The sequence below is a fragment of the Flavobacterium ammoniigenes genome (assembly GCF_020886055.1).
In the GTDB taxonomy this organism is placed as follows: domain Bacteria; phylum Bacteroidota; class Bacteroidia; order Flavobacteriales; family Flavobacteriaceae; genus Flavobacterium; species Flavobacterium ammoniigenes.
On the sequence record NZ_AP025184.1, the window covers coordinates 1,565,573 to 1,589,500 of the forward strand.

A 23,928-nucleotide genomic window follows, 5' to 3' on the forward strand; every position below is an offset into this window, starting at 1 on the left:
TGAAATATCATTGAATTTAGTTATATTTAAATTTATTTACAATACTCTTTGTACCCATCAGTATAACCAAAAACGGCGGCTGCACTAATCGGCCTCATGTCTAATTGTAGTTTTTTATTGGTACGAACTTGATTGATTCTAGTATAAATATCACACCAGTTTTTTGAGTTTAACAATGGTTGTGCCTGAATTAAAGTTCCAATTAAGTTAATCGAGTATGAAGTAGGTGCTTTGCTCATGGCCTGTTTAGCAAACACAATTGCTGATTTTACATTAAAATAATCGTCCATAGCTTTTAGGTAAGCATAGCAAATCAGTTCCTCGGCAGTGGCTTTGTTGATGAAGTTTTTGTAGTTCAGTTGTGGTTGTTTTTCAAATAAATAGGCTAAATATTCCGGAGCATTAGATTTACCTTTTACATTCCATCCTAGGCTATTGATTAAAGCTAATTTAACTGCAATAGGATTTTTCGAATTAGTTAGGAATTGTAATTGTTGGTCAGTAATCTTCCCATTTGATTTTGCAGCGGTTTTGATAATCGTTATGTCCCTATATCCTTTGTAGAAAGGAGTAGAGGTTAGGGGAGAGTCGGCAAAACTAGTATTGGCAATGCAAAAAAAGTAAAGGCAAAGTAGTAGGGTTTTAATTTTCATAGTATTGGGGTATTGCAAATAAACGTATGAATTGTTGTACTTATTGTATGTTGTGAAAGTAGTTATTTTTGGTAAGCCAACCAAGTCCAAATGGAAATTCCAAAAGGGAATGTGCAAATCAAAGTGGTTAAAGTATAGTTTGTTGGAATTACACCGCTAAAGTGCGATTCAATTAATTTTTGTTGTTAATTAGATTCACTACTAGTTTAATCATTATTTCTTTTTCCTCAGGTTTGCTTTCGGCTATCATAATGGTTATGGCTACTAAGGCATTATCACCAATTCGTTTTGTTCCCACTTCATTTAGCAATTTATCATTTAAGCTTAAGAAATAGATAAATAACCCAGCCGCAATACGTTTGTTTCCATCAGAAAAAGAATTGTTTTTTACCACGAAGTACAATAAATTGGCTGCTTTTTCTTCCAAAGAAGGATATAAATCAATCCCATCAAATGTTTGATAAATGGTTTCCAAAGAACTTTTGAAAGATTGGTCTTTTTCATTCCCAAACAATTTGCCTGCTTTTTGATACTCACGCCAAATAGTTATTTGATGAATAGCATCTTCATAGCTGAGTTTTTGAATCTCAGTTTCTGAAGAATCGCTATCAATGGTAAGTTTTTGATGGTCGTATTTGTCTAAGGTTTCCAATGCATACGCATATTGCTCGATTACACCTAAGATTCCTTTGGCTTCGGTTGAAGTTAAACTTTCTATATTCCCTGCATTAGCCGCTAGTTTGATGGCCTGTTGCAAATCGGAATACTTGTAATGGAGTTCTTTTAATCGTTTTTCGTTTAGTGCATAGCCTTGAACTAAATAGTCTTTTAAACGCTGGGTTGCCCATTGACGGAATTGGGTTCCTTGTATAGAATTTACTCTATAACCCACTGAAATTATGGCGTCAAGGTTAAAATAGTCAACTTCATATGTTTTTCCATCATTAGCAGTTGTTGCATTTTTTGCAACAACTGAAAGCCTATTTAGTTCTTCACTTTCGAAAATTTTTTTTAAGTGTCTCGAAATAACAGATTTATCTCTATCAAAAAGTTCTGCAATCTGATTGAGAGATAACCATATTGTTTCATTATTAAACATTACTTCAATTTGAGCTCCGTTTTCATTAGAAGAATATATTATGATTTCGCTCATTATTTCATTATTTTAAATATTATTTTTCTGTATTGTTGCACATTGAAGGAATTGGGTTCCTTGCTTTGATTTAACTCGGTAGCCTACAGAAATGATTACATCGAGGTTATAATACGATACAGGTTTATCAGAATTTGCAATATGCATTTTTTGCATATTGCTTTTTTCATCTAACTCATTTTCATTAAAAACATTTCTAATGTGTCTAGAAATAACGGATTGATCTCTTTGAAATAAAAGCACTAATTGTTCTTGAGTTAACCAAACGGTATCGTTATCAAAACTTACTTGAAGTTCAATAGCATTATTTACCGACTTGTATATTTCTACTTGATGCTTCATCATGCTACTTTTTCATTAGTTATGCAAAGGAAAAAAAGGTTGAGAAGTAAGTTTTTATTTTTCATAGTATTGGGGTATAGTTAATAAATGTATGAATTGTTGTACTTATAGTATGTTGTGAAAGTAGTTATTTTAAATAAGTTAACCAAGCTCAAATTGAAATACCAAAACGGAACCATAAATTTCATCGTTTTACCAAAATAATGTTAGGAATTTCATGATAGAGTTGCCCTTTGAGAATATCTGATCCCATAGTGTACGTTACATTAGAAACAAATCCACTTGGAGTTTTCTTGTAGGTAAGTTCACTTTCGGGTGAGTCAACGCTGTATACTTTGTCAACCACAATATCATGGTACAAACTTTCTTTAATAACAACTTCTTGATTTAATAAGGTTTTTGCTTGTATAGACACTAACTCTAAGTCGTTTGTATCTTCGGGACACAAACTATGTTCGGCTTTATAATAGCGGTTGCTATTAATACACTGAATCCAGCAATCATTGTGTTTGTCCTTAGGAATAAGCACAATGAAATACGCTTCCGATTCTCCTTCTTTTGGGTTGTAATTTTTAAATCGCACAATTTGCCCAGCTTGGAATAGTGTTTTCATAGTATTTATGATAGTGTTAAATGAATTAAGGTATTGATTTCATATCGTATTTGAATTCCAATTTTCCAAAGTAATTTAGAATCTTCTTTCAATTTTAACGAAACCGATAGTGCATTCTTTTTTGTAATTCCTCCTGCAGGAAAAGGCAACTTAAATTCTTCGGTAAACTGTAATCCTTCGTATGAATTAATGTTTTTAGAAGTGTCAATATACACTGCTAGAACTCGAATGTACTCGGCACCAAGACCTTCTGAATAATCAAAAAGAAGATTTAATTTATCTTCTAAATTGAAATCACTCGGATTGAAATACCTGCTTTCTTGAAAATTGTTTATTTCGTTTAACCGAATGGTTTCTTCAGCTACTAAAAAGTTTCGTTTTACTGCTTTCATTATTTTTATGAGTTTAAATTATATTACAAATTTCATATCTAATTCCGTATTATATGTACGGAGTTAAATAGAATTCAAAAAAAATGCCTCAGTATGAGTGAGGCATTGGAATTCAAGTTATTTGATTTATTGCTTTTGATAAGGGAAGTTACGTCCTACTTTACGCATCATCCTTTCCATTACTGCATTTGCAGAACTGAATACATCTTCATTCATTTGTTTGTAAAAACGCCATAGCAAATCGCCATCTTTACCATTGTAAATCGCCATAGTCAATTCTCCAGTGGCTACTTTTCCAACTCCAAATAATATTGTAGTTACTATTGCTCCGCCTTCACTTCCTGTTTTTTCATAGGAATAACTACATTTGATTACTGCATCAACACCTAACATTTTTGCTAATTGATCTGCAGTAAACTCATCTAAATTTTCAAATGCTTTATTTTGTCTTAGTAGTGTATTTGTCTTTTCTATGTCTTGAACAGAGACTAAATAATCATCTACTCTTCTTAAAAGATAAGTATACATACCGGATTGTAAATTAAATCCTAATTGGACTGCTTCATCTTTGATAGTTTGCGAGTTGTAATTTTTAGGCATTCTTTTATAAGAAATATTGGCTTTAAAGGGTAAGATAGCAACCGTTTTATGATTGAATATTTCAGTTGCTAAATTAGGTGAGCTGAATACTTGTTTAGCGCTCTCTTGAGCATTTCCAGTAATTGTAGTGAGTAATGCTAAAATAAAAGTGATTGAATATTTCATTTTTTTAAATTTTAATTTTATTCCCAAGTCATGTGCATAGTTACTAAAGTCCCGTTAACTGATTCTGTTACAAATGGTGGGTACTTATTAGTTCCAGTTGTATAATTTATAATCTTAAAAGGAACTTCTCCAATTTTATCATCCGGATTTAAACCAGTTGAATTACTGTCTGAATCATCATCCCAAACTTGTACTTTTAAGATCGTATTTGTCAGATTAGTAGTGGTTAAAGGAGTTGTAAATGTTACTGTAAATGGAATAGCTATAGAAGGAATAAAATTCCAAATAGTATTTGACTTAAGACTAGATACTCCAGTTTCATCAAAAAGCTGAACGTAAATATCTGGCTTGTCAGTAGCTGAGTCCCAGTTTAATATTCCATTAGTTGGTGGAATTGCAACCACCTCTATTTTTGTTATTTTTACTGTTGATAAAGCTTTTAAAACTGTAATTGATTTTGTAATTGAATTACTACTCTTAGCACTATTAACTGTTAATTTAACATTGTAATTTCCACCACTGGTATAGGTGTGTTTTGGATTTTTTTCAGAAGATACAGTTCCATCACCGAATTCCCAAAAATAGGTTATGGCCTCAGGAGATGTACTGTTAAAACTTACTAAAGCGGGCGCAGGCAAATTGGTGCCAGTAAACGAAAAATCTACCGAAGGTTTAGTTATTTCAAGAATATCTTCTTTTGAACAACTTACTGCTAAACTAGCTGCAAATAAAATAGTAATTGATTTTAAACTGAATTTCATAAAATTAATATTTTGGGGTTGTCTTACTCTATTCGCTTTTCAGTTACGCGCCGTTTGAATGGTTGCTGGTCTCCATTTTATTTTTCTACTGCGTTAAAATTAAATTCACATTCTTCTTCATATACATAACTCAATCGTTGAAAATCATAGACGATTGGTGCTTTCATTTCTTTTTTCATAAAAGCGATATAATTATAGACTGTTCGTATGGATATGTCGAGCTTGGAGGCCAACTCTTTTGGGCTTCCTGTTTGCTCTGCGGCAATGAGCTCATTTAACCGTATGATAATTCTTATATCCAAATTAGTGCAATTTTAAAACTTAGTACTGCAATTGGATTGCAGTTGGTATTTTTTTGTCAACATTATCTATTTTAAGTGGTCTAAATCTTTTCAGTTGTGTTTAATTTTAATTCGATTTTTATTTTGGTCAAAATTCTGCACTGTTTCCGTATAGTTTGTACGGAGTTAATTTATTTTACTACATTTATTTAAAATTATAATTGATATGGGTATTTCTAGGTCGGCTTACCGAAGGTATAAAGTGATAGACTCTTTATTGCGCAATACTATGCGTCCCTATCCTACTTTAGTAGATATTCAGGAAGCATGTGAAAATAAGTTGGATATTTCACCTTCTTTGGATACGCTTGAGAAAGATATTCGTAATATGAAATTACCTGAACCGGATGGTTTTGATGCTCCCATTTACTATTGCCGATTAAACAAAGGGTATCAATATACCAATCCTAATTTTTCAATTAATTCAATAGGTCTAACTGATACGGATATTAATAGTATTAAAGAGGCAATGGAGTTGTTACAGAATATTAGCGGGGAGAGGGTAGGTGAACGCTTTAGTTATGCTATTGATAAGATTCTAACCAGTTTTAAAGAAACATTTCCAGATGGAAATAGTAAACGTAAAATTATCCAAACGGATTATGTTCCAGGGGCAAGAGGATTTGAAAATTTTGATTTGTTATTCAGAGCTTGTAAAAACAAATACTCAATTTCATTTGTACATTATTCGTATAACAAAAGAGAGTTCAAGTCGGTTATTGTTCATCCAGTGATGCTCAAGGAATTTGAAAATAAGTGGTATTTAGTAGGCTATTCTGAAAGTCATGATGCTCTTAGAACTTTTGGATTTGATCGAATTTACCAACCTTTATTTTTGAAGAGAAAATTTATTGATAGAGATGCTGTTGAGGTGGAGAGTTATTGTAAAGATATTTACGGAGTTTATCCCATTGAAAACCAACCCACACAAACTATAACTTTTTTGACTTCCTACAAAATAACCAATTACTTTGACGCCTATCCAATTCACTCAAGTCAGAAGGGTGAAAAAAATGAATCGGGCTCTAGTTTTTTTACCCTTGAAGTAGTTCCAAGTGTAGAACTAATTCGTTTATTTCGATCGTATGGTAAAAACTTAGAAGTTATTAATCCGCAATGGTTAAGAGACCAGACAAAAACATTACTATAGCATGAAAAAAGATACTAAAAACAGAGTATTTCATCTCAATCAATTTGGACATGGAGATGCAAATCCAATATTACTTAGAGTTAGTTTGTTTGCGGAGTTCACCAAAATTGATTTTGGGTATACAACAACAGATATATACGATAATGGAGGATGGATTAGAATGGCACCGGATACATTTATAGAAGTAATTGAAACAGGTAAAAGATACACATTACAATTAGCAGAAAATATCCCTATTGCACCTGTCCATCATTATTTTGAATCTCAAAAAGATTGGCGGTATTTTTCCTTGTATTTTTCTCCATTACCAATACAAGATTGTACGATTAACATTATTGAAGTCGAAAACGGAACTCTTATTGATTTTAACTATTATGGAGTTGAGTTGCGAATGAAAGAGGGGATGGAAATTTTGGAATAAAAAAAACCGAAACGAAAGTTTCGGGTTTTCTGTTGCGGAGAAAGAGGATCCTCTTTAAATCGCATCAAGCCAATATTTTCAGTACTTTACAGAGCTACATTTTACAAGGATACTCACTGGGGTACCACTGGTTAGAAACTCTCATTATGTATATTCATACAAATATAGAATTTGACTCTTGATTTTAAGTAAAAAAACTCTATAATTAAAATTTTAATTTAAGTAACATATTAGATATTTATTGTGTTTTGAAAATGAATTTAGCGCAGTTATACTAAATTAATGTTCTCCCTTGGTTGACTAATCTAATATGTTTATATAAAACCAACAAATAAAAACAATCCATCAATATTTCTACATCATTAACTGCATTATGAGTTTTTATTGGTAGTGGCTCCTTAAAAAGCAATTCATAAGCATCAATTAAATTTAAATATTTACCACCATAAATAGAGTTTATTTTTTTCATTAAACAAAAAATTTGCAACCCACCTTGTCGAAGGTAGTTGTCTATGTAAGGTTTTGATTTTTTTAATCTTAAATATTCGCTATCTAATATAGACATATCAAATTCAGTATTATAAGAAATAATATGAGTTTGTCTTTCATTAATAAATCTAAATCCCATTAAAACATCTTCTATCCCAATACCGTTTTCTGATAAATAAGAATCGCTCAACCCAGTTAAATTTTGTATTTCATTTGAGACTGTAAAATCATCAGGTCTAATATAGTGATTTGCGATAATTGAAACCGAACGCCTTTCATGATTTATAGTTTCTACTTTTTGTTCAGTATAAGCTATTTGTATAACTCTAGGATATAAATCATAGTTTGTGGGGTTATTTATAAGTCCTGTCGTTTCGATGTCTAAAAATAAAGGACTAAATCGTATATCATTATTACTTGAATATATTAAATCACTATTATTCTCGGCTTGAATTATATTTTCATTAAAACTTGATAATTTAAACACTTGTAATCCATCAGGGAATCCTCTTTTGGACAAATCATCTGAACCATAAGTCACTTTAAAATAAAAGTTATTAATAATTGCCTTGTTTCCATCATTTAAATTAAAATTTTCAGAATAAGAACCACAATATTTTGCCAAAAAAAACAAAGTTGAATCTGCATCAATTCGTTTAGGCTCGTTAACTGGAAATTGATTATCACAAAATAAAAATTTGTACTCGATACCGTTTAAAATAGTTGGAGGGAGAACAACATGATGTGCCCATCTTAATTCAATCCTTTTAAATTTATTTTTATAAGTTTCGTTAGGTAATAAAGCCAATACCCCTTCATGTAAATCTTCAGCAGAAGCAAATTCAATATCACCAGAATATACATGTATATGAAATCCATTAGGTGTTTTCACTACCCACTCATAGTCTTCTGGAAGGAACAATTGTCTTAGTATATCTTTTATAAGATCTATACTTGAACAGTTATCAATATCAATGCACCTATGATGTTTCCCATAACTTCGGGTATTTCCTAAAACAGCACCTATACCACTTGAATATTCCCAAGGTAGACTAGTAATATCTTTTAATTCAGGTCTTCTTATTTGCCACCTTCTCCAAGGATGACAGGGTGCTTTTTCAGGATTATTTTCCTTTATGTTATATTCAGTTTTTAAATATGATATACAAGTAGGTATAAATCCTAAATTATAATATTCTTGTGCTATTTTCGATAAATTCATAGAGATTTTATTTCAATAATTAAATTTTAAATGTATATTTTTTTTATTTAAAGAAACTTAAAAATGGTTACTTTAAACTAACAATAATATCATCGAACTCTACATGTCTATTAATAATATTTATGATATTTCTTACTAAGAATGATTATACAATTTACTAAAGTAAATTGTATATATGATAATTTAACTTTCATTATTTTAATTTAATAAATTCAAACGATTTAACAACAAATGATTCTTTAACATATTGTATTTTTTCATCTATCTCCTGTACCAATTATTATATCTCTAATTATTACAACCCCATCATTACTTAGTGACATTATTCTACTTTCATCTTCGGAAAAAGCAACAAAATTTAATTTTTTACTAATATCTTCTTTAATCTTGTCTCCATGCCCTGTAAAAGAATTTATAATCTCCCCAGATGCTGTTGTTGCAATATGAACAGCACTAGATTCTTGATGACCATAACCACCCAAAGTTAAAGGCTCATAACCTTGTTCAGATAATGCCAAAAAATTACCAGTAGGACTAAAACATAAAAAATTTTTATTATTTATAACTCTCCATTTTTTATAAGTATTATATAAATTGTTGCTAGAATTGTATATGTTTTTTTTCAACTCTACATCATTGGTGACTTCTGAGAAAAAATCATCATCCATTTTAATTATAAATGTATCTGGAATACTATCATAAGTAGCAAAATAACCTGTCTTGGAAAATCCACAAACCCAAGCAGCTTTTCTTGGTAATCTACTAATTGTGCTGTCCAGAATTTCTAACTTTTGATTTGATTCATCTAATGATATAGAAAAAATCATTATAAGACTGTTATTTATGCTCCCAAATACTGGTTTCCCAACTATTCCTAAATACTTATTATCATAGCTATACGCTGCATAATTATAAAAATGAGTGTCTGTAGGAATGCTTATATATTTCTTAATGTTTGTTCCAGCTATTCCAATTTCAATATACTTATCTAATTGAATTATATGTTGTGAGTTAATATTTTTATAATCATTTATTCCTAATTTTTCAAATTCTTCTTTAAAAGAGTTATATGTTAGAAGTTTGTTTTTTTCTACAATTAATTTTGCTTGCTCTTTTTCATTTTCAGAATGTAGAATTGAGTTTGTAATATCTAATTCCTGTTTCAATTTATTTACTTCATCAATCAGTAATATTTGACCATTAATTTTATGGAAATATCTTTCAAGATAAGATACTTGTGCATAAAGTTTTCCATCAGGACTCATGAATTTGTAGTAATGGTAGTTTGGAGGCGTAATATCTTGAAATGTTTTAGGGTCTATAATCTTAACTGCTCTTGTATTATCTTGCCTAACTACAAAATTACCATCATTATTAAAGGCTAAAAAAACTCCTGAAAAAAAGTTGATAATTTCATTTTTTTCTATGTCATAATAAGCATATTTATTACTTTCATCTTTAAGTACTAAAAACTGTCCGTCAGGTGATAGGTAAGATTCACTATACTTTTTATCATCAATTTTAACTTCAGACAAATCATATTTACCTGATTGAGAATTGAATTTTGAAATGTAAAATGTATTTGTTCTATGAGAAAATATTTTATTTAATTCTTTTGAATATGATTCAATTTTTCCCACAAATGCATCTTTAACATGAAGAGTTTTAGGATTAAAAACTATTTGATTTTGCGATAAAGCATAATTTGAAAAAAACTTAAATTCTAACGTATCTTTAAAAACAGATTGTTTTAAATTATTTTCATTTATAAATCCATTTGCGCAATTTTTTAAATCAAAGGCGTTTATATACTTAGTTTTGGAAATGTCTTTTTGTTTTTCACGATACCATATTATTTGATGTTCTTTATAATGCTCAAAATTTAGAATTTCTATTTGATCTAATATAGGTTTTTTAAAATTATTAAACTGGAAAAGAGAATACTTTTCTTTAGATTTTATTATAAAGTATCCAATTTCATTAATCGAAAAAATTTCAATTGAATCATCATTATCAATTATAATACTATTATTTCCAAAAAATAAAATTTTAGTATTTTGACAATTTATTAACAGCATAGAATTCATATATTCAAGAACATTCAAGCTTTGTTTTTTGTCAATTAATTTTATTGATTTCTCAGAATCATAAAAAGAAAGAGATATTTCTGTATTTTCAATTATATATGGTTTACCACTCCAGTTAGTAATATACTTATTGAACTTTACACCATTAAAGTCTCTTTTTATTTTTTTTTGGATAACAAATAGGCCACCATTAGTCGGATAGATTCTTTGTGTTTTTATTGTTTCAGATATTCTTTTATTTTGTGGAAGTGCGTGATAATAATAAGTATTGGCATCAGGGAGTAATGAAACAATTTCATTTTTAATTTCCTCTATTTTTCTATTCAAGTCAATTAGTTCAATATTACCAATCATTTCATTGCCTAAATGAATTATTTTTTCATTTTGTAAATTAACTTCAAAATCAAGGCTTACCGACTCAGTATAACTTGTAAGTAATCTAGAACAATTTAAGATACCGTTTTCAATTGTGAATACATTACCTAACTTGTCTATTGCATTATTTGACTTTTTAGTAACTTCAATTGAATTATGAAGATTAATTAGATTTGTATATTTAATTACTTCATTATAATTAATAATAATATTTTGGTCAATACCGTCTAAATAATAGTTATTGAAATTTTCAAATAATTTTAGTTCTTTAAAGCATTCATTGCTTTGATGAACTAATTCAAAACATTGAATTCTGTTTAATTTTAAATTATAAAGCCAAACTTTATTATTTTCAGGTAGTATTTTTATTTCTTGATATTCATTTAGTAATTCTCCAACTAATGAAAAAGTTTCTGTATTGTATATTCCGAGATTAATTATCCCATCCGTAGAATTCCCAACTTTAGTTACAAATAGAAAATTTGTATTGTTTATTTTGTAAATTATTGTTGGGCTGTAATGATTTTCAGTAAGTAATAAATTCTTTTTCTCATCATAAAGTAATAATCTGTCTTTCATTAGAAAGAAAGAATAATCTGTATCTTCAAAAACAAATGCTTTCTTAAATTCACTTGAACCTAATCTAAAGGCTTCTCTTATCTCTATTTCTTGCTCAAATAATATATTATTGTAAATACATCTTGCAGTAAGTTTACCTGTTGCATTTACATGTGTTAGTAAAGTAGGGTATTTCGAATTAACTTCAATGGTCATTAATATATCATCTTTGCAATATATTTCTATTGTTAAATTGTCATCAGTTGAAAGAATTTGAAACTGACTGTTTTTATAACCTATACTTGGGAATATATTAAAAGGTCTTTTCATCTATGGACTATTTTTAGATTTAATATTCTGTTTTTTGAATTTTGTATTTTATTAGTTCATGTTATTAATTATTAGTTCTCTGTCTAAGAGAATTTTTTTCCTATCTCCTCTTTCACCACAAATGCAATAATAATTGAATAATGATTCCCCTACAGTCTTTTTAATTTTCCCATTAATTCTTGAAAGAACAACGTTTATATCATTGTCAAGTGGGTTAATTAATGTTTCAATAGCCCGATTAATAATATCAGGTTCAGATTGATTTGAAAATCGAGAATACAGTTGAGTAATTTCTTCTTTATAATCTTGTAAATGAGAAATAATAATCCCTTCAGGGTGATTTAGATAAAATAAATAAATCGATTTTTCTTTTGGATTGAGTCGAAGTTCAAGTCCTCCCAAATCGGTAAAAAATATTTTTCTAGAATACCCCCTAATTTCCAATCTACTAGGTTGTTGTAGCAAAACAGAACGACTTCTAAAAGTCATACTATTTCGTATGCCATCCAATATTTCAAAAAACTGTCTGGTGTATAGGGTAGGTGTATCTCTATCTTTAAAATGATTCATGCAAGTATCACAAACATCAGCAGTTCTCATTTTTATGATTATTTGTGATTTGTCTTCACAAAAATCCATTATGCATCCAATTGATTTTTTATGAACTCCTTTTAAAATAGCTTCGTTATTCTCAAACATAAAGTATCGCATAGCCCAAATAATAACCTCGTAGGCTATTGGAAATCTAATATCGATTGTATTCCCAAAAAAATGTTCCCAATTTGAGGTTTGTATAAAATAATTTTTCATATTTGGATCGACACCCCCAAACCAATTGAGTTCATTACCTATATCCGTTAGTAATACAACTAAATCATTTTCACTTATTTTTTTAGTTTTTCTGTACTTATCACATTCAGTAAATAATTGTTTCCAAGATTTTACTTTTTCAAGATATGGGAATTTAATTGTAAACCTTGAAGAATTTCTACTTTCTTGTGCTGAAAATGAATTTATTTCTAAATGCTCAAAATCATCTTTATTGTTCCATATTCTTTCTTTTGTTCTAATTGTGTCTTCAATTATCTCTTCTTCACACGGAATAAAATGCATAGGTCCTTGAAAATTTTGCAATAATTGCAAAACATTTCTATAGGTTTCTTCACTTAATTCGGGCGATCGTAACAAATGGACATTCATAAGTCTAAAGTAGTATTTTAATTAGATTTAATTCATCTAATATGTAATTATTATCATACAAATTTCATAACGCATTTCTGCCCATTAAATTACTTTAAAATGTATTTTTTGAGGAAATTCCCCAAAAACAAATTTTGTTACATCACATAACCATATAGGTTTTAAACCTAAATGATACAATGCCCCTCCCGTTACCGGAGTGTTTATCATTTTTTTTAAAGTAGTATAATCAGCTGGTTTTTCTTTTGTAGAAATAGATAAATGAACTGAGGTTTGATTGTTTGAAAGTTCATCAAGTAAAATATCAGCCCCTGCTACCATTTGAAGAGCACTTTTTGATTCTTGCCATTCAGGAAGGTCAATATACCAATTCCCATCTTCTTTATTAAAAGTGTATGTTTTCATAAATTATTTATTTTTCCTTAAATCCTTGTTCTTAATAAAATCGAGAAAGTTATTCTTTGTTATTCCTTTTGATTTACTAAGGGAATATTGTCTCATCCCTTCACTGACATGATTCATCATTTCACCCATATCACTCTTACTAAAAGAAACTACATTTTCAGTTTTTATGTTTAACATTTTTGAAGTGTGAATCGCATCAATATCTGCCCCTAAAAAATTGAATGTCCATTTTTCTGTATCTTCTAATGATTTAATAGTTTTTGCAATTTGATGAAAGGTAAATTCTCGACTTGCATTTTCTAATCCATCAGTCAGTATAACCATTACAATACTCATTTCGTCATTCAATATTTTTGATTCATTAGCTATTCTGATAGAGTTAATAGACATTCCGATAGCATCTAATAACGCAGTAGTTCCACTTGGTCGATATCTTGTCGTACTTAAAAATTCGAGAGCATCTATGGTTTGATTTAATTGAACATCATCAACCTTGTCATCAAAAATTGTAAGGGAAACTAAAAAATGTTGTTCTGGAAATTCTTTTTGCAATTTTTGAATTGTTTCTAATTGTGCATTAAATCCGTTTACAGTAGATTCGATGCAATTGCTCATGGAACCACTTTTGTCTAATACAAAATGGTAAAGTGTTTTTTTGTTTTTCATAATGTGTTTAATTTATTATTACGGACAAAATTAGCTGCAGTTTGTTTGAAAATAAATTCTTTGCAAGCTTGCAATATTTATTTGCCATAGGATTTAGTTAAGTTATTTGTATTTCAATTATCAAAGTAAATTGGGGGGGTGCTTTGAGTAATTTTATTATAAAATGAATACTATTTTTTAATAAACTATTACTTTAAGTTTTTCATTTTATAGTATTATTAATCAAAACATTAAATTACAATAGTAAATTAAAACGAATTGTATTTGTTTGCTAAGCGTATAAATCCGAATTCAATTCGGATTTATACGTTTTTAACCGGTTCATTTTTTGATGGTTATCAAGTGGATTTACAAATTTCGGTGTTTTAGAATAGTGGTTTTTAAAAAATATTATTTAGAATAATTTATTTATATATAATAATTTTTAGTTTCTTAGGTTATTATTAATATATGTGATGTCATACAAAAATCAATGATGAATAAATTATCTAACACCTCTCAAAATAGTACTGTTAAATACGATTTTGTGCATTTTTTTTCAAATTTAAACAGCATAGGTTTAGCTTCTTTACTTAAAGACGACATTCTATATGATGAGCTTTCTAAAGATGATTGGATAGCTCTTTTTGAAAAGCAATTTGAAAGTTTTAAACAAGAAAAAATCTCTTTCTTGAAACCCATTCCTGGCAGTTGCTTAGGATGTAAAAAAGGATGTTCAGGTTTTACTTTTTTAGATGAAGATAGCGGTTTCTATGTTGATTTGGCTATTGAAAGTAATGGAGCTATTATAGTTGACTTTACCGATTGTGTCAATTTGGAAAATAAAATATTGGGCCTCAACAAGAAAGAGCAAATTTTTATGAATGACAAAGACCTACATGGTACTACTCAAGAATTTCCCTTTTAAATTTTTTTATGAAAAATAATTTTGTGCTCTTAGTTGTTCTATTGTTTTCGACCTTAATCTACAGTCAGCAGTTTCAAATTGGCGATAGAGTTGTTGTAAAGTTAAAGGATTTGAAATTATTAGATTATTCGCCTTCTATGAAAGTGCATACTTACCAATATGTTGGTAAAATGAAAGATAAGTATTTGTTTGATAGGAGATTGGTCGAAATTCTTATAGGTCTTAAAAATGGGGTAGTGGTGACCACAATTTACAATCTCAAACTTAATACTGACGAGCATAGAATTGAAAAGTCAACCTTGAAAAGGGTAAACAAATCTGTTGGTAAAGAATTACAATTTGTACCGCACAATTCGTTTGCAATTACTAAGGGAAATAAGTTTATTTCATTAAAGATTTGCAATACACCTTTGACTTTCGATCAACCTAGAATGGTGTATTTAACTACCATTAAATACAGCATTTTGATGCCTTAATTATTTATAATGTACTATGAAATTTGCGCAAAAAATTATAATTGGAATTCTTATGGTTTTTACCTTAGGTTGTACCCATAACAAAAAAACTAAGTTAGTTAAGCCAACTCCAAAACCTTTGGTTTGGCATATTGCAGGCTTACCCAATTGGTTTATTTTAAGTAATTCGAAAATCATTTATAAACGATGGGGAATAAATATTTTTTTAGATGGTTGCTCGGGTTCTATTGAAGGTATAAAGAGCAATAAAAAGATAGCTAAGATTCTCGAGAAGCGTCATGGGAAATATTGGCGACAAGTTTTTGAAATGGCAGTAGATGAAGAGATAGTGAATAGGTATTCAGTCATTGATTTAGTTTCCAACTGTCCAGAAGTGGTAAAGATTCAAAAGGAATTTAATGTGAGCATAAAAAACAGTAACACACGGGTTATTTGTATTGGAAAAAATCGATATGCTGTTTTAGTAACCTGGTACGATCCTAATAATGAAAACAAACAGATTCCAGGGCAGCAATTAATCGTAAATCTAGCCACTAAAGCGGTTACGAAAAGTAATGAGAAGTTTGATTGGAGTGCGGAGTTTTAGTAAATATTTAAAGCTAATTTTTATCAATTGATTAGCATTTTGGATGATGGTATTGTTATTACAAAAAGAGCCTATTTTTATAATTAGATTAACATATAATATCACTAAAAGTTGGTATTTCAATTTTACAATTAAGTCATTATATTTACAAATCTATTCATTTATTAAAAATTTAAAATTATGTTTGAAAATGCATTTTCATTTGAAGGAAGAATTAGAAGAACCGAATACGGAATTTCGGGTATTATTTACGGATTCTTTGTTGTGGTAATTAATTTAATTATCTCCGGAAGTGATGGAGACTTAGCTATACTTGGACTAGCATATATCCCAATGTTGTGGTTTTTTTGGGCTCAAGGTGCTAAAAGATGTCACGATGTTGGAAATAGTGGATGGTGGCAATTAATTCCTTTTTATGGGTTTTGGCTTTTATTTCAAGATGGAGATTATGGCCAAAATAAATATGGAAACAATCCTAAAGAAATTCTACAAAACACCATTAATTATGGTTCATCTCATAATCAACAATCTTCTAATCCAGCTGGAGGTTATAATCAAGGTAGTTATAGTGGGGGACATAATAATCAAAATAACTCAGATTTTTCAAATAACCAATCGAATTCAAGTTATTCTAAAACTAATACATCTGGAGAATATAACAGTGGGGAACTATACAAATAGCAATAAATATTATGACAGATTTAAGAAATTTTACAATTAGCAGTACTAATCCTTGTCTCATTATTTTCTTAATTGACCAGAGCGGATCAATGAGTGAAAAATTTGGAAATACAACGCATGATAAAGCTAAAGAAGTTGCGAATGCAATAAATGAATTATTGTATGAAGTTGGTTTACGATGTTATTCTGGGGACGATATAAAAAATAGATTTGAAATTGGAATAATTGGTTACGGCAAAGAAAACAATGTACAATCTGGTTGGGAAGGAGAATTGTTAAACAAATGGGTAGTTTCAATTAAAAATATTTTTGAATATCCATTAAAAGAGGAAGACAATAAACCAGTATGGATTACTCCAATTGCTAGTGGTTCTACACCAATGAAAAAGGCATTTGAAAATGCAAAACGACTTTGTCAGGATTGGATTAATTGGGGGAATCATAGTGAATGCCATCCTCCAATTATTATAAATATTACAGATGGAGAAGCTACAGATGGTGGAAATAATTATCAAAGTTTGATAAACGAAGTAAATGAACTAAAACTATTAAGAACAAATTACGGATTAGTAAATGTTTTAAATATTCATATTTCTGAAAAAATTTCCGATAGAGTATTGTTTCCTAACGAAGTTGATAACCTTAATAATAAATTTTCAAGATTATTATTTGATATGTCAACACCTTTAAATGAAAATATGGTTAGAATTGCTTTACAAAAAGGATATAATATTTCTAACAATCCGAAGGGATATATTTATAATGGTAATGCAGTTGATTTAATAAATTTCTTAAACATTGGAACTCCACAATAATGGAAATAAAAGTTCTGCAAATACATAAAAAAGCTTCTATCGAATATAAACATATTCAAGATAAGTATAATTTTTCAACTTCAAAAAAATGTATTGCACTTTCAGATGGGACGACTCAAAGTTTTAGGTCTGAATTATGGGCAAGAATGTTAGTAGATAATTTCGTTAGAAATCCTTTGTTTGATATTAATTTATTAAAAAATGAGTTTAAAAATTTAGCAATTAAATTTAATAATATTGATTTTGAATTTAGTTCAAACTTCGCTAAAGCATCATTGGAAAGAGCAAAAAAAAGTAAAGGCGGCACAGCTACCTTTATTGGTTTGCAGTTCATTAATGATTCCTCCATTAATGTTTTGAATTGTGGAGACACTTGTTTGTTTATTATTAGAAATAATGAAATTATTTCGTTTCCATTTAAAAATATTGAAGAATTAGATAATAACAATTATTTCATAAATTCTAATAAATTAATAGATAACGAAGTAGAATTTGAATTCTTTAATTTTAATAAAATTGAAATTTTAAAGAATGACAAAATTATTTTAGCAACAGATGCTATTAGTAGATTAATTTTTAGAAATCCAAAAACCATTGCTTTGATCTTAAAATGCAATAATTTTGAAGATTTAAAAAAATTTTGTGAATCAAGTTGGGATAACAAAGAATTAGAAGAAGATGATATTTCGATTGTTATTGTTTCTCCAATTTCATCAAATAGAACAATTGAAATAATTCCTCCTATAGATTTTTCTTTTCCTAAGATAGTCGAAAAAGAATTTATTCCTTTATCAGAAAATCGAAATTTCATTAACAATATAAATAATTTAGAAATGGAACAATTTAACAGAATGATGCAGCAACTCTTTAGAGAAACTGATTTTTTAAAGACCAAATTAAAGCTAACACAAGCATTATTATTTAGTGCAATAGCTTTACTAATTTTAAACACTTTAGTCCTGTTTTATATTATAGATAAGAAAAGCTCAATCACTTCCGAATTAGAAACCAACAAACAAGTTTCTACAAAATATGAAGAGCTTCAACCTCTTCAAGAGGTTGAAGCTGAAAATACATTAACGGATGAAGAATCAAGCAAAACAGCAACAGAAAACGAAATAACAGTTAAAAAAGAGAACGTTAAAAAGAAGAAGACAGATACGGAAAATACCGAGTCAAATACTTTTTACGACAATAAAAACACGAATAGTAAACTAGAAAATACTATCTCAAAACCAATGGTAAAAGACGATAAAAAAAATAATATTATAAAAGCTGAAACTAAAAAGGACAGTACAAAATCATAATTTTATGTTTCCAACATTATCAGAATACAATAAAACAATACAAATACATGGAGCAAATGCCTTTAGTAATTTAAGGAACCTTTTTTTTATTCCTGCTCGAACAACACCAATTAAAATTTATAGTTTTGGTTCAGGATCATTTGCCGTTGTTTTTAAAGCATTAGAAAATAATAAAGAATTTGCAATTAGATGTTTTATTGGAACTGATATTGATTATGTAGAACGATACAGAAAAATTGATAGCTATTTAAAAACAATTAAAGAGGATTGGAAAACTGATATAGAGTTTTTAGAAAATGAAATTGAAATCAATGGAAAGTTATTTCCAATTGTGAAAATGGATTGGGCTGAGGGTAAGTTATTGGATAAGTACCTAAATGATAATCTTCAAAATAATGTGATATTATATGAACTTCAAAAACAAATATTAAAGACAAGTAGAAATCTCGAAAAGAACAAAATTGCCCACGGAGATATACAATGTGGTAACATTATCGTTAAAGAAGTTACCGGAAAACCACAAGTTAAATTAATTGATTATGACGGAATGTACATCCCAGATTTTCAAGGAAAAAAACAAATTGAAAGAGGTCGGTCAGAGTTTCAACATCCTAAAAGAGATAGTTTTGAATTTAATGAAGAGATTGATCGTTTCTCATTTTGGGTAATTTTGTGTGCTCTAGAAGCATTGAAATTTGATAAAACTCTTTGGAACGAAGTAATGCAAGGAGGATTTAATACATTAGACAATTTATTATTTGTAGCAAATGATTTCAATAATCCTTCTCAATCAAAATTATTTAATAGACTTGAAAAATTAAATCAACGATCCTTAAATTTTTATCTTGACAAATTAAAATTTGCACTTTATAATTCTAAAATTGATGAAATACGACTCTTTGAAGATAATCAATCATTTGAACCAAACATTCAAAAAACTGAACCAATTCCGGATTACAAAACACAAAATCAATTCGTACGATTAAAAATTACCTCTTTACCAAGTGGAGCTTCAGTTAGGAATAATCAATATGAATCAATAGGAATTACACCATTGACTTTAAATAAATACGATTATATAAATCAGGAAATAAGAATCATTTTAGGCACAAAATCAAAAAGTATTGTCGTTAATGAATTAGGAAATGATATTTATATAGATTTTGAACAAATTAAAGTTGCTAAACCCATAATTAAAAAAGAGGAACCTGATTCTTCATTTACTCCTGAACAAAAATCAAGCTTTGAATCAGATCCAATTATATGGGTTGGTCTATTATTAATTGTATTATTAGTTTGTTTTAGTATTTTTCAAATTACTAAAAACAATAATATTGACTATTCTACAGAAGAAGTTGCTGTAGATACTACAGCTATGGCTGTTGATGATTTTACAGTATCAGTTGATAGTTCTGTCAATCTTATTGATGTTGATACAATTTCAAATGTGATGGAAGAACAAGCTATTAGTAACGAGGCTCCATCTACTAAAAATTACGTTGATGTTGCATCAAGTTTGTACAGAAATTATTTTATAGGAAGATGGAGAGATGATAACTCAAGTTTCATTATTTATGATGATGGTGACTATTATATAAAATGGGATAATGGTAGTGAAAAATGGTCTAAATGGCAATACTATGAAGGTAAGTTATACTTTGGCACGGGTTACAATGACTCTATGATTAGACAATACATTTTATCTAATGAAGAAAATTCATTTAGATATGTACAAGAAGGTAGTTCAACGGTTTATTATGCTTTCAGAGTAAGTAATTAATAAATAAAAAAATATTTATTTTACTTGTACTAGTATTTTTGGCGTGTTATCAATCATTTTTATTTTCTACAAAATGAATAAAATTCCTTATTTTGCTTTACATGTACCACAAAAATACTTTGCTATTTTAACACTAATTTATAACATAGGGATTATGTTATTATCACCAGCTTTGTTGATTCTCATTAGACATTTTGTTATTAAAAAAAGTATTTCTAAAAATGATTCAATTTGAAAACTTCCAACAGAATTAAAAAAATATTTTTAGGAACGTTTGTTGCTATTTCGTTATTGATGTTTTTTTTAAATTTAAATTTCAATAAACTTCCAAAAAACTCTCAGATTGATTCAATTCTAGTATTAAAATCTAAGCGACAGCTTTCAATATTTTCTAAAGGTAAATTGATTAAAACTTATGCCATTTCACTTGGAAAATCTCCTGTGGGAGCTAAACAATTTCAAGGAGATAACAAAACCCCAGAGGGAGTATACTTTATAAATGGGAGAAATGCACATAGTATAGCTTATAAAAATCTTGGTATATCGTATCCTAACAAAGAAGATGTTAAAAATGCTAATGGAAAGTCAGCTGTAGGAGATATTAAAATTCATGGATTAATGAATAACTTTTGGTTTGTTGGGAACTTTCACAGATTTTTTGATTGGACTAACGGTTGTATAGCCGTTAATAATTCAGAAATGGAAGAATTGTATAATGCGGTTAAAGTTGGAGCCAAAATCGAAATAAAACCTTAAAAAAATTAAATGAAAAAAGTATTCATAACCACTTTTTGTTGTTCTTTATTAGTATTTGGGCTCTTTAGCTTTCAAAATACACCAAGGATAAGGGTAAATGAGGATTTATCATTAGTAATTCCTTTGCCAAATGTAGAACTAGAAGAATTGTTTTCAGCGATTACCAAAGTTAATCCAACTGTAATTTTTTTAAGGTCACTTTCAACTTCAAAAAATAAACCAATTTTATTTGCTGTTTCTCGTTATGAAAATTCTAAACCTGTAAAGTTGAGTAGTGCCTTTTATGAGTTAACGGCAAATCATAACCCAACTAATTTAGGTGATTTGTCTAAAGAACACAAAGTGATTTCGTTTAGAGAATACAAAAAAGGTAATAAAACACTATATACCAAAGTTAGTAAGCCTTTTGAAGAGCAATGTAATGTTATGTATTACTTTATGAAAGACAATTTTAGTAACGTGATGTACGAAATAAAACTATCAGGAAAGTTATCTGAAAAAGAAGAAATGGAATCTATAGCTGAGAAAATTGCTTTATCAGTTAAATTATAAAAATGTAAAAAAATACAAAATTTAACTCATGGATTATTTTGATTATAAAGATGCGTTGGCGGGATGTTTAGTCCTTTCTTATGTTTTGTATAGTTTAACAATTGTTGTTAGGCGTTACTTACTTAAAAAGAAGTCAACACATATTATTAAGATTCCTGTAGCTAGAAATACAATTCAATATATCCTCCTAATTATATTAACTTATATAGTTACAATTCCAATTTCTACTTATTATTTTGGTAAAGGGTTAAGGTTATTATATTGCCAATTTGTAGTTACAGAAGATTATTATTTGCGTAGGCAAGGATTTTTCTTAGATGATTATGATTCTGAAATTATAGCTTGGGTTGTTTTATTTTATTTTTTCTTAATAATAAAATTGATTTTTAGTTTCATAACTCGAAATTATACAATCAGAAAAGATAATTTTATTATTATTAGTTGGTTTGTTTTATTGTCTGTGTTTAATTCTATAGGAATGGGGCATGATATACGAACTTACACTCACGAAGTATTGACTGTATTCTTTATGGTAATAATGTATTTTGTAGTAAGGGATAAAGTGATTAAAGATTTATGATTGAGAGAAAAAAATCGTAAATAGTTTTAGTTAAAGCGAATCCTAAAACTCTCAATCTGATTTGCTTCTTTCTTTACAATTAAAGATGATAACATCATTTAATTTTGTAGAATAACATTTTGACAATTTCACTTGTCTCATTTTCTACCTTTTTTTCAAGTCGTTATTCCAAAACTTAATTTTATTTTCTGTTTTTAGATTAATTTGATCTATTATTTTAAAATATCTTGGTGCTTTGTGTTTTCTTCATTAAATGGTAGTTGGTATATGGTTCCTATACTTGTTCAAAATTTTTAGTGTTATAAGGCAAAAAATCGGAAGTTTAAGTGTCTTAAATTTTTAAATTGCCTTGGATTTTCTTTTCAATTAAACTCATAGATTCATTGGTTACTCCTGCATCCTTTGCATCCGTTTTCCATTGAGATACTGCATCTGTTACCTGTTCTATAATTAGAGCGCCATTTTTCATTCGGAATTCTTTCGCTAATTCGAGCAAATGACTTTTTCCAGGATTAATTCCTTCTCTAGCTACAGTAGTGCTATGCATCCCATGAGACGAGTTGGAATAAGTTAAATCATAAGCTGGTGCAAGTTGCCAATTTCCTGCCGAATCCATTAGATAGGATATGTTTTTACTGTGGTCGTCACGGTTATGCATAAAAACATTAAAAGCGGCTATTCTTAATATTTTCTCATGTCCAGCAACGTCATGTTCCAATCTAAAAGTAGCATCCATCAAATTGCCATAATCCATTGTGCTGTATCTAAAGTTATCATTTAGCATGCCGGCTGCCGAGTGCAAGTGAAGTCGGCCATCCTCAGTTCGGTCAAATCGTTTGGTACCAAAAAATACCTTCCCTGACGCCGTTTTAAATAATGTACAAGGATTCATAGCAATTCCAGCTGCTAAAGCCATTTTATGATAGGCACATTCTATTTCAGCACTATCGGCTCTGTCATTAGATGACGGAAATTTGATAAGCCAGTGTTCGTATCCTTTTGGCAAAGATTCAGTTCCGTGAATCAGATGCTGAGTTTTTGGATTATAACCCACAAGTATTTTAGGTCTTGCGCCTCCAGAAGAACCACCCATTTCGTATAGTTCATCGATAGCTAAAGAACTATCACCTTGCAAGATAATACTCATTTCTTTGGCAATAGCATCCAGTTCAATATGCAACGTTTCTTGAAAAGAAGTTTCAATTTGAGGTCGGTAAATCAAAGCTCCCATGCCTTTTAAACCAACGTAGGACAATCGCTGTAAAGGGGTTATATCTTGTAACAATACACCTTTTGCAGTTAGCGTTCTATCCAATAACAAACGCCCCCATCCGTCAGGCAAAGAATCTGAAAACAAACCAAATAATCCTTCAAAGGGCTGATTGGGTGCAGTGTATATACTATCATTCAAAGGCAAGTGAAAAGGAGAAAGCTCAATTCCTGTTGTAATAAATTCGGTATAGTATTTAAAATAAATGTTTTTGCCTTCCTGGATTAATTCTCCAACCTGCTGTTCTTTATTCCCGAAATTGATGGAAACGATAACTTTTTGAATAGGTTTCATA

General features: G+C 29.1%; 26 protein-coding genes. 12 read left to right on the forward strand and 14 right to left on the reverse strand.

The features are described 5' to 3' along the window. Positions 1–32 precede the first annotated feature (32 nt). The 8 genes from LPC21_RS07195 to LPC21_RS10280 all read right to left on the reverse strand — a co-directional run bounded on the left by LPC21_RS07195 (position 33) and on the right by LPC21_RS10280 (position 4,981). The gene (locus LPC21_RS07195) at positions 33–653 is read right to left on the reverse strand and encodes a hypothetical protein (protein ID WP_229316488.1); all 621 of its coding nucleotides are present in this window, start codon (positions 651–653) and stop codon (positions 33–35) included. 172 nt (positions 654–825) lie between these two features. Then, on the reverse strand, positions 826–1,806 hold the full coding sequence (locus LPC21_RS07200; protein WP_229316489.1) for a virulence RhuM family protein/type II toxin-antitoxin system death-on-curing family toxin: 981 nt from the start codon (positions 1,804–1,806) through the stop codon (positions 826–828). 12 nt (positions 1,807–1,818) lie between these two features. Further along, positions 1,819–2,151, reverse strand: a complete 333-nt coding sequence (gene rhuM / locus LPC21_RS07205) for a RhuM family protein (protein WP_229316490.1) — start codon at positions 2,149–2,151, stop codon at positions 1,819–1,821. 181 nt (positions 2,152–2,332) lie between these two features. Beyond that, positions 2,333–2,761 (reverse strand): hypothetical protein, encoded by a 429-nt coding sequence (locus tag LPC21_RS07210; RefSeq protein ID WP_229316491.1) that lies wholly within the window; start codon positions 2,759–2,761, stop codon positions 2,333–2,335. A gap of 5 nt (positions 2,762–2,766) precedes the next feature. After that, positions 2,767–3,153 carry a hypothetical protein gene (locus tag LPC21_RS07215; protein ID WP_229316492.1) on the reverse strand — a complete coding sequence of 129 codons (387 nt, stop codon included), beginning with the start codon at positions 3,151–3,153 and terminating at the stop codon, positions 2,767–2,769. A gap of 126 nt (positions 3,154–3,279) precedes the next feature. Then, positions 3,280–3,918, reverse strand: a complete 639-nt coding sequence (locus tag LPC21_RS07220; RefSeq protein WP_229316493.1) for a hypothetical protein — start codon at positions 3,916–3,918, stop codon at positions 3,280–3,282. A gap of 17 nt (positions 3,919–3,935) precedes the next feature. Next, positions 3,936–4,679 (reverse strand): PKD domain-containing protein, encoded by a 744-nt coding sequence (locus LPC21_RS07225; RefSeq protein WP_229316494.1) that lies wholly within the window; start codon positions 4,677–4,679, stop codon positions 3,936–3,938. A 77-nt stretch (positions 4,680–4,756) separates the two neighbouring features. Beyond that, on the reverse strand, positions 4,757–4,981 hold the full coding sequence (locus LPC21_RS10280) for an HTH domain-containing protein (protein WP_255657589.1): 225 nt from the start codon (positions 4,979–4,981) through the stop codon (positions 4,757–4,759). A gap of 205 nt (positions 4,982–5,186) precedes the next feature. Here LPC21_RS10280 and LPC21_RS07230 point away from each other — a divergent pair, with 205 nt between their 5' ends. Both LPC21_RS07230 and LPC21_RS07235 read left to right on the forward strand, forming a co-directional pair. After that, positions 5,187–6,170: a helix-turn-helix transcriptional regulator gene (locus LPC21_RS07230; RefSeq protein ID WP_229316495.1), complete on the forward strand. Its 984-nt coding sequence runs from the start codon at positions 5,187–5,189 to the stop codon at positions 6,168–6,170. A gap of 1 nt (position 6,171) precedes the next feature. Then, a complete protein-coding gene (locus LPC21_RS07235) occupies positions 6,172–6,591 on the forward strand; it encodes a hypothetical protein (protein WP_229316496.1) in 420 nt (139 codons plus the stop codon). 274 nt (positions 6,592–6,865) lie between these two features. On the opposite strand, the gene LPC21_RS07240 is transcribed toward LPC21_RS07235, so the two are convergent. From LPC21_RS07240 to LPC21_RS07260, 5 genes are all read right to left on the reverse strand, one after another. After that, on the reverse strand, positions 6,866–8,302 hold the full coding sequence (locus LPC21_RS07240; protein ID WP_229316497.1) for an exonuclease domain-containing protein: 1,437 nt from the start codon (positions 8,300–8,302) through the stop codon (positions 6,866–6,868). Between the two features lie 257 nt (positions 8,303–8,559). Next, entirely contained in the window at positions 8,560–11,652 is a 3,093-nt protein-coding gene (locus LPC21_RS07245; protein WP_229316498.1) for a hypothetical protein, read from the reverse strand. Between the two features lie 51 nt (positions 11,653–11,703). Further along, a complete protein-coding gene (locus tag LPC21_RS07250; protein ID WP_229316499.1) occupies positions 11,704–12,852 on the reverse strand; it encodes a hypothetical protein in 1,149 nt (382 codons plus the stop codon). 84 nt (positions 12,853–12,936) lie between these two features. Beyond that, the gene (locus LPC21_RS07255; RefSeq protein ID WP_229316500.1) at positions 12,937–13,257 is read right to left on the reverse strand and encodes a DUF6717 family protein; all 321 of its coding nucleotides are present in this window, start codon (positions 13,255–13,257) and stop codon (positions 12,937–12,939) included. Positions 13,258–13,260: 3 nt separating this feature from the next. Continuing rightward, positions 13,261–13,923, reverse strand: coding sequence for a vWA domain-containing protein (locus tag LPC21_RS07260; RefSeq protein WP_229316501.1), 663 nt, complete (start codon positions 13,921–13,923; stop codon positions 13,261–13,263). A gap of 472 nt (positions 13,924–14,395) precedes the next feature. Between LPC21_RS07260 and LPC21_RS07265 the strand changes: the two genes are divergently transcribed. The 10 genes from LPC21_RS07265 (at position 14,396) to LPC21_RS07310 (ending at position 22,363) form a co-directional block, all read left to right on the forward strand. Beyond that, complete coding sequence (locus tag LPC21_RS07265; RefSeq protein WP_229316502.1) at positions 14,396–14,830, forward strand: hypothetical protein; 435 nt, start codon at positions 14,396–14,398, stop codon at positions 14,828–14,830. A gap of 8 nt (positions 14,831–14,838) precedes the next feature. Next, complete coding sequence (locus LPC21_RS07270) at positions 14,839–15,306, forward strand: hypothetical protein (protein WP_229316503.1); 468 nt, start codon at positions 14,839–14,841, stop codon at positions 15,304–15,306. A gap of 16 nt (positions 15,307–15,322) precedes the next feature. Further along, positions 15,323–15,892 carry a hypothetical protein gene (locus LPC21_RS07275; RefSeq protein WP_229316504.1) on the forward strand — a complete coding sequence of 190 codons (570 nt, stop codon included), beginning with the start codon at positions 15,323–15,325 and terminating at the stop codon, positions 15,890–15,892. A gap of 180 nt (positions 15,893–16,072) precedes the next feature. After that, positions 16,073–16,573, forward strand: coding sequence for a DUF805 domain-containing protein (locus LPC21_RS07280; protein WP_229316505.1), 501 nt, complete (start codon positions 16,073–16,075; stop codon positions 16,571–16,573). An 11-nt stretch (positions 16,574–16,584) separates the two neighbouring features. Continuing rightward, positions 16,585–17,388, forward strand: a complete 804-nt coding sequence (locus LPC21_RS07285) for a vWA domain-containing protein (RefSeq protein WP_229316506.1) — start codon at positions 16,585–16,587, stop codon at positions 17,386–17,388. Then, positions 17,388–18,695 (forward strand): hypothetical protein, encoded by a 1,308-nt coding sequence (locus LPC21_RS07290; RefSeq protein WP_229316507.1) that lies wholly within the window; start codon positions 17,388–17,390, stop codon positions 18,693–18,695. Before LPC21_RS07285 ends, LPC21_RS07290 begins: the two co-directional genes overlap by 1 nt. A 4-nt stretch (positions 18,696–18,699) precedes the next feature. Next, positions 18,700–20,475 carry a protein kinase family protein gene (locus LPC21_RS07295; RefSeq protein ID WP_229316508.1) on the forward strand — a complete coding sequence of 592 codons (1,776 nt, stop codon included), beginning with the start codon at positions 18,700–18,702 and terminating at the stop codon, positions 20,473–20,475. Between the two features lie 231 nt (positions 20,476–20,706). Further along, positions 20,707–21,231, forward strand: coding sequence for a L,D-transpeptidase family protein (locus LPC21_RS07300; protein WP_229316509.1), 525 nt, complete (start codon positions 20,707–20,709; stop codon positions 21,229–21,231). Between the two features lie 9 nt (positions 21,232–21,240). Continuing rightward, positions 21,241–21,783 carry a hypothetical protein gene (locus tag LPC21_RS07305; RefSeq protein ID WP_229316510.1) on the forward strand — a complete coding sequence of 181 codons (543 nt, stop codon included), beginning with the start codon at positions 21,241–21,243 and terminating at the stop codon, positions 21,781–21,783. A 28-nt stretch (positions 21,784–21,811) separates the two neighbouring features. Next, positions 21,812–22,363: a hypothetical protein gene (locus LPC21_RS07310; RefSeq protein ID WP_229316511.1), complete on the forward strand. Its 552-nt coding sequence runs from the start codon at positions 21,812–21,814 to the stop codon at positions 22,361–22,363. Positions 22,364–22,694: 331 nt separating this feature from the next. On the opposite strand, the gene LPC21_RS07315 is transcribed toward LPC21_RS07310, so the two are convergent. Further along, positions 22,695–23,927, reverse strand: a complete 1,233-nt coding sequence (locus LPC21_RS07315) for a type II toxin-antitoxin system HipA family toxin (RefSeq protein WP_229316512.1) — start codon at positions 23,925–23,927, stop codon at positions 22,695–22,697. Position 23,928: the final 1 nt, after the last annotated feature.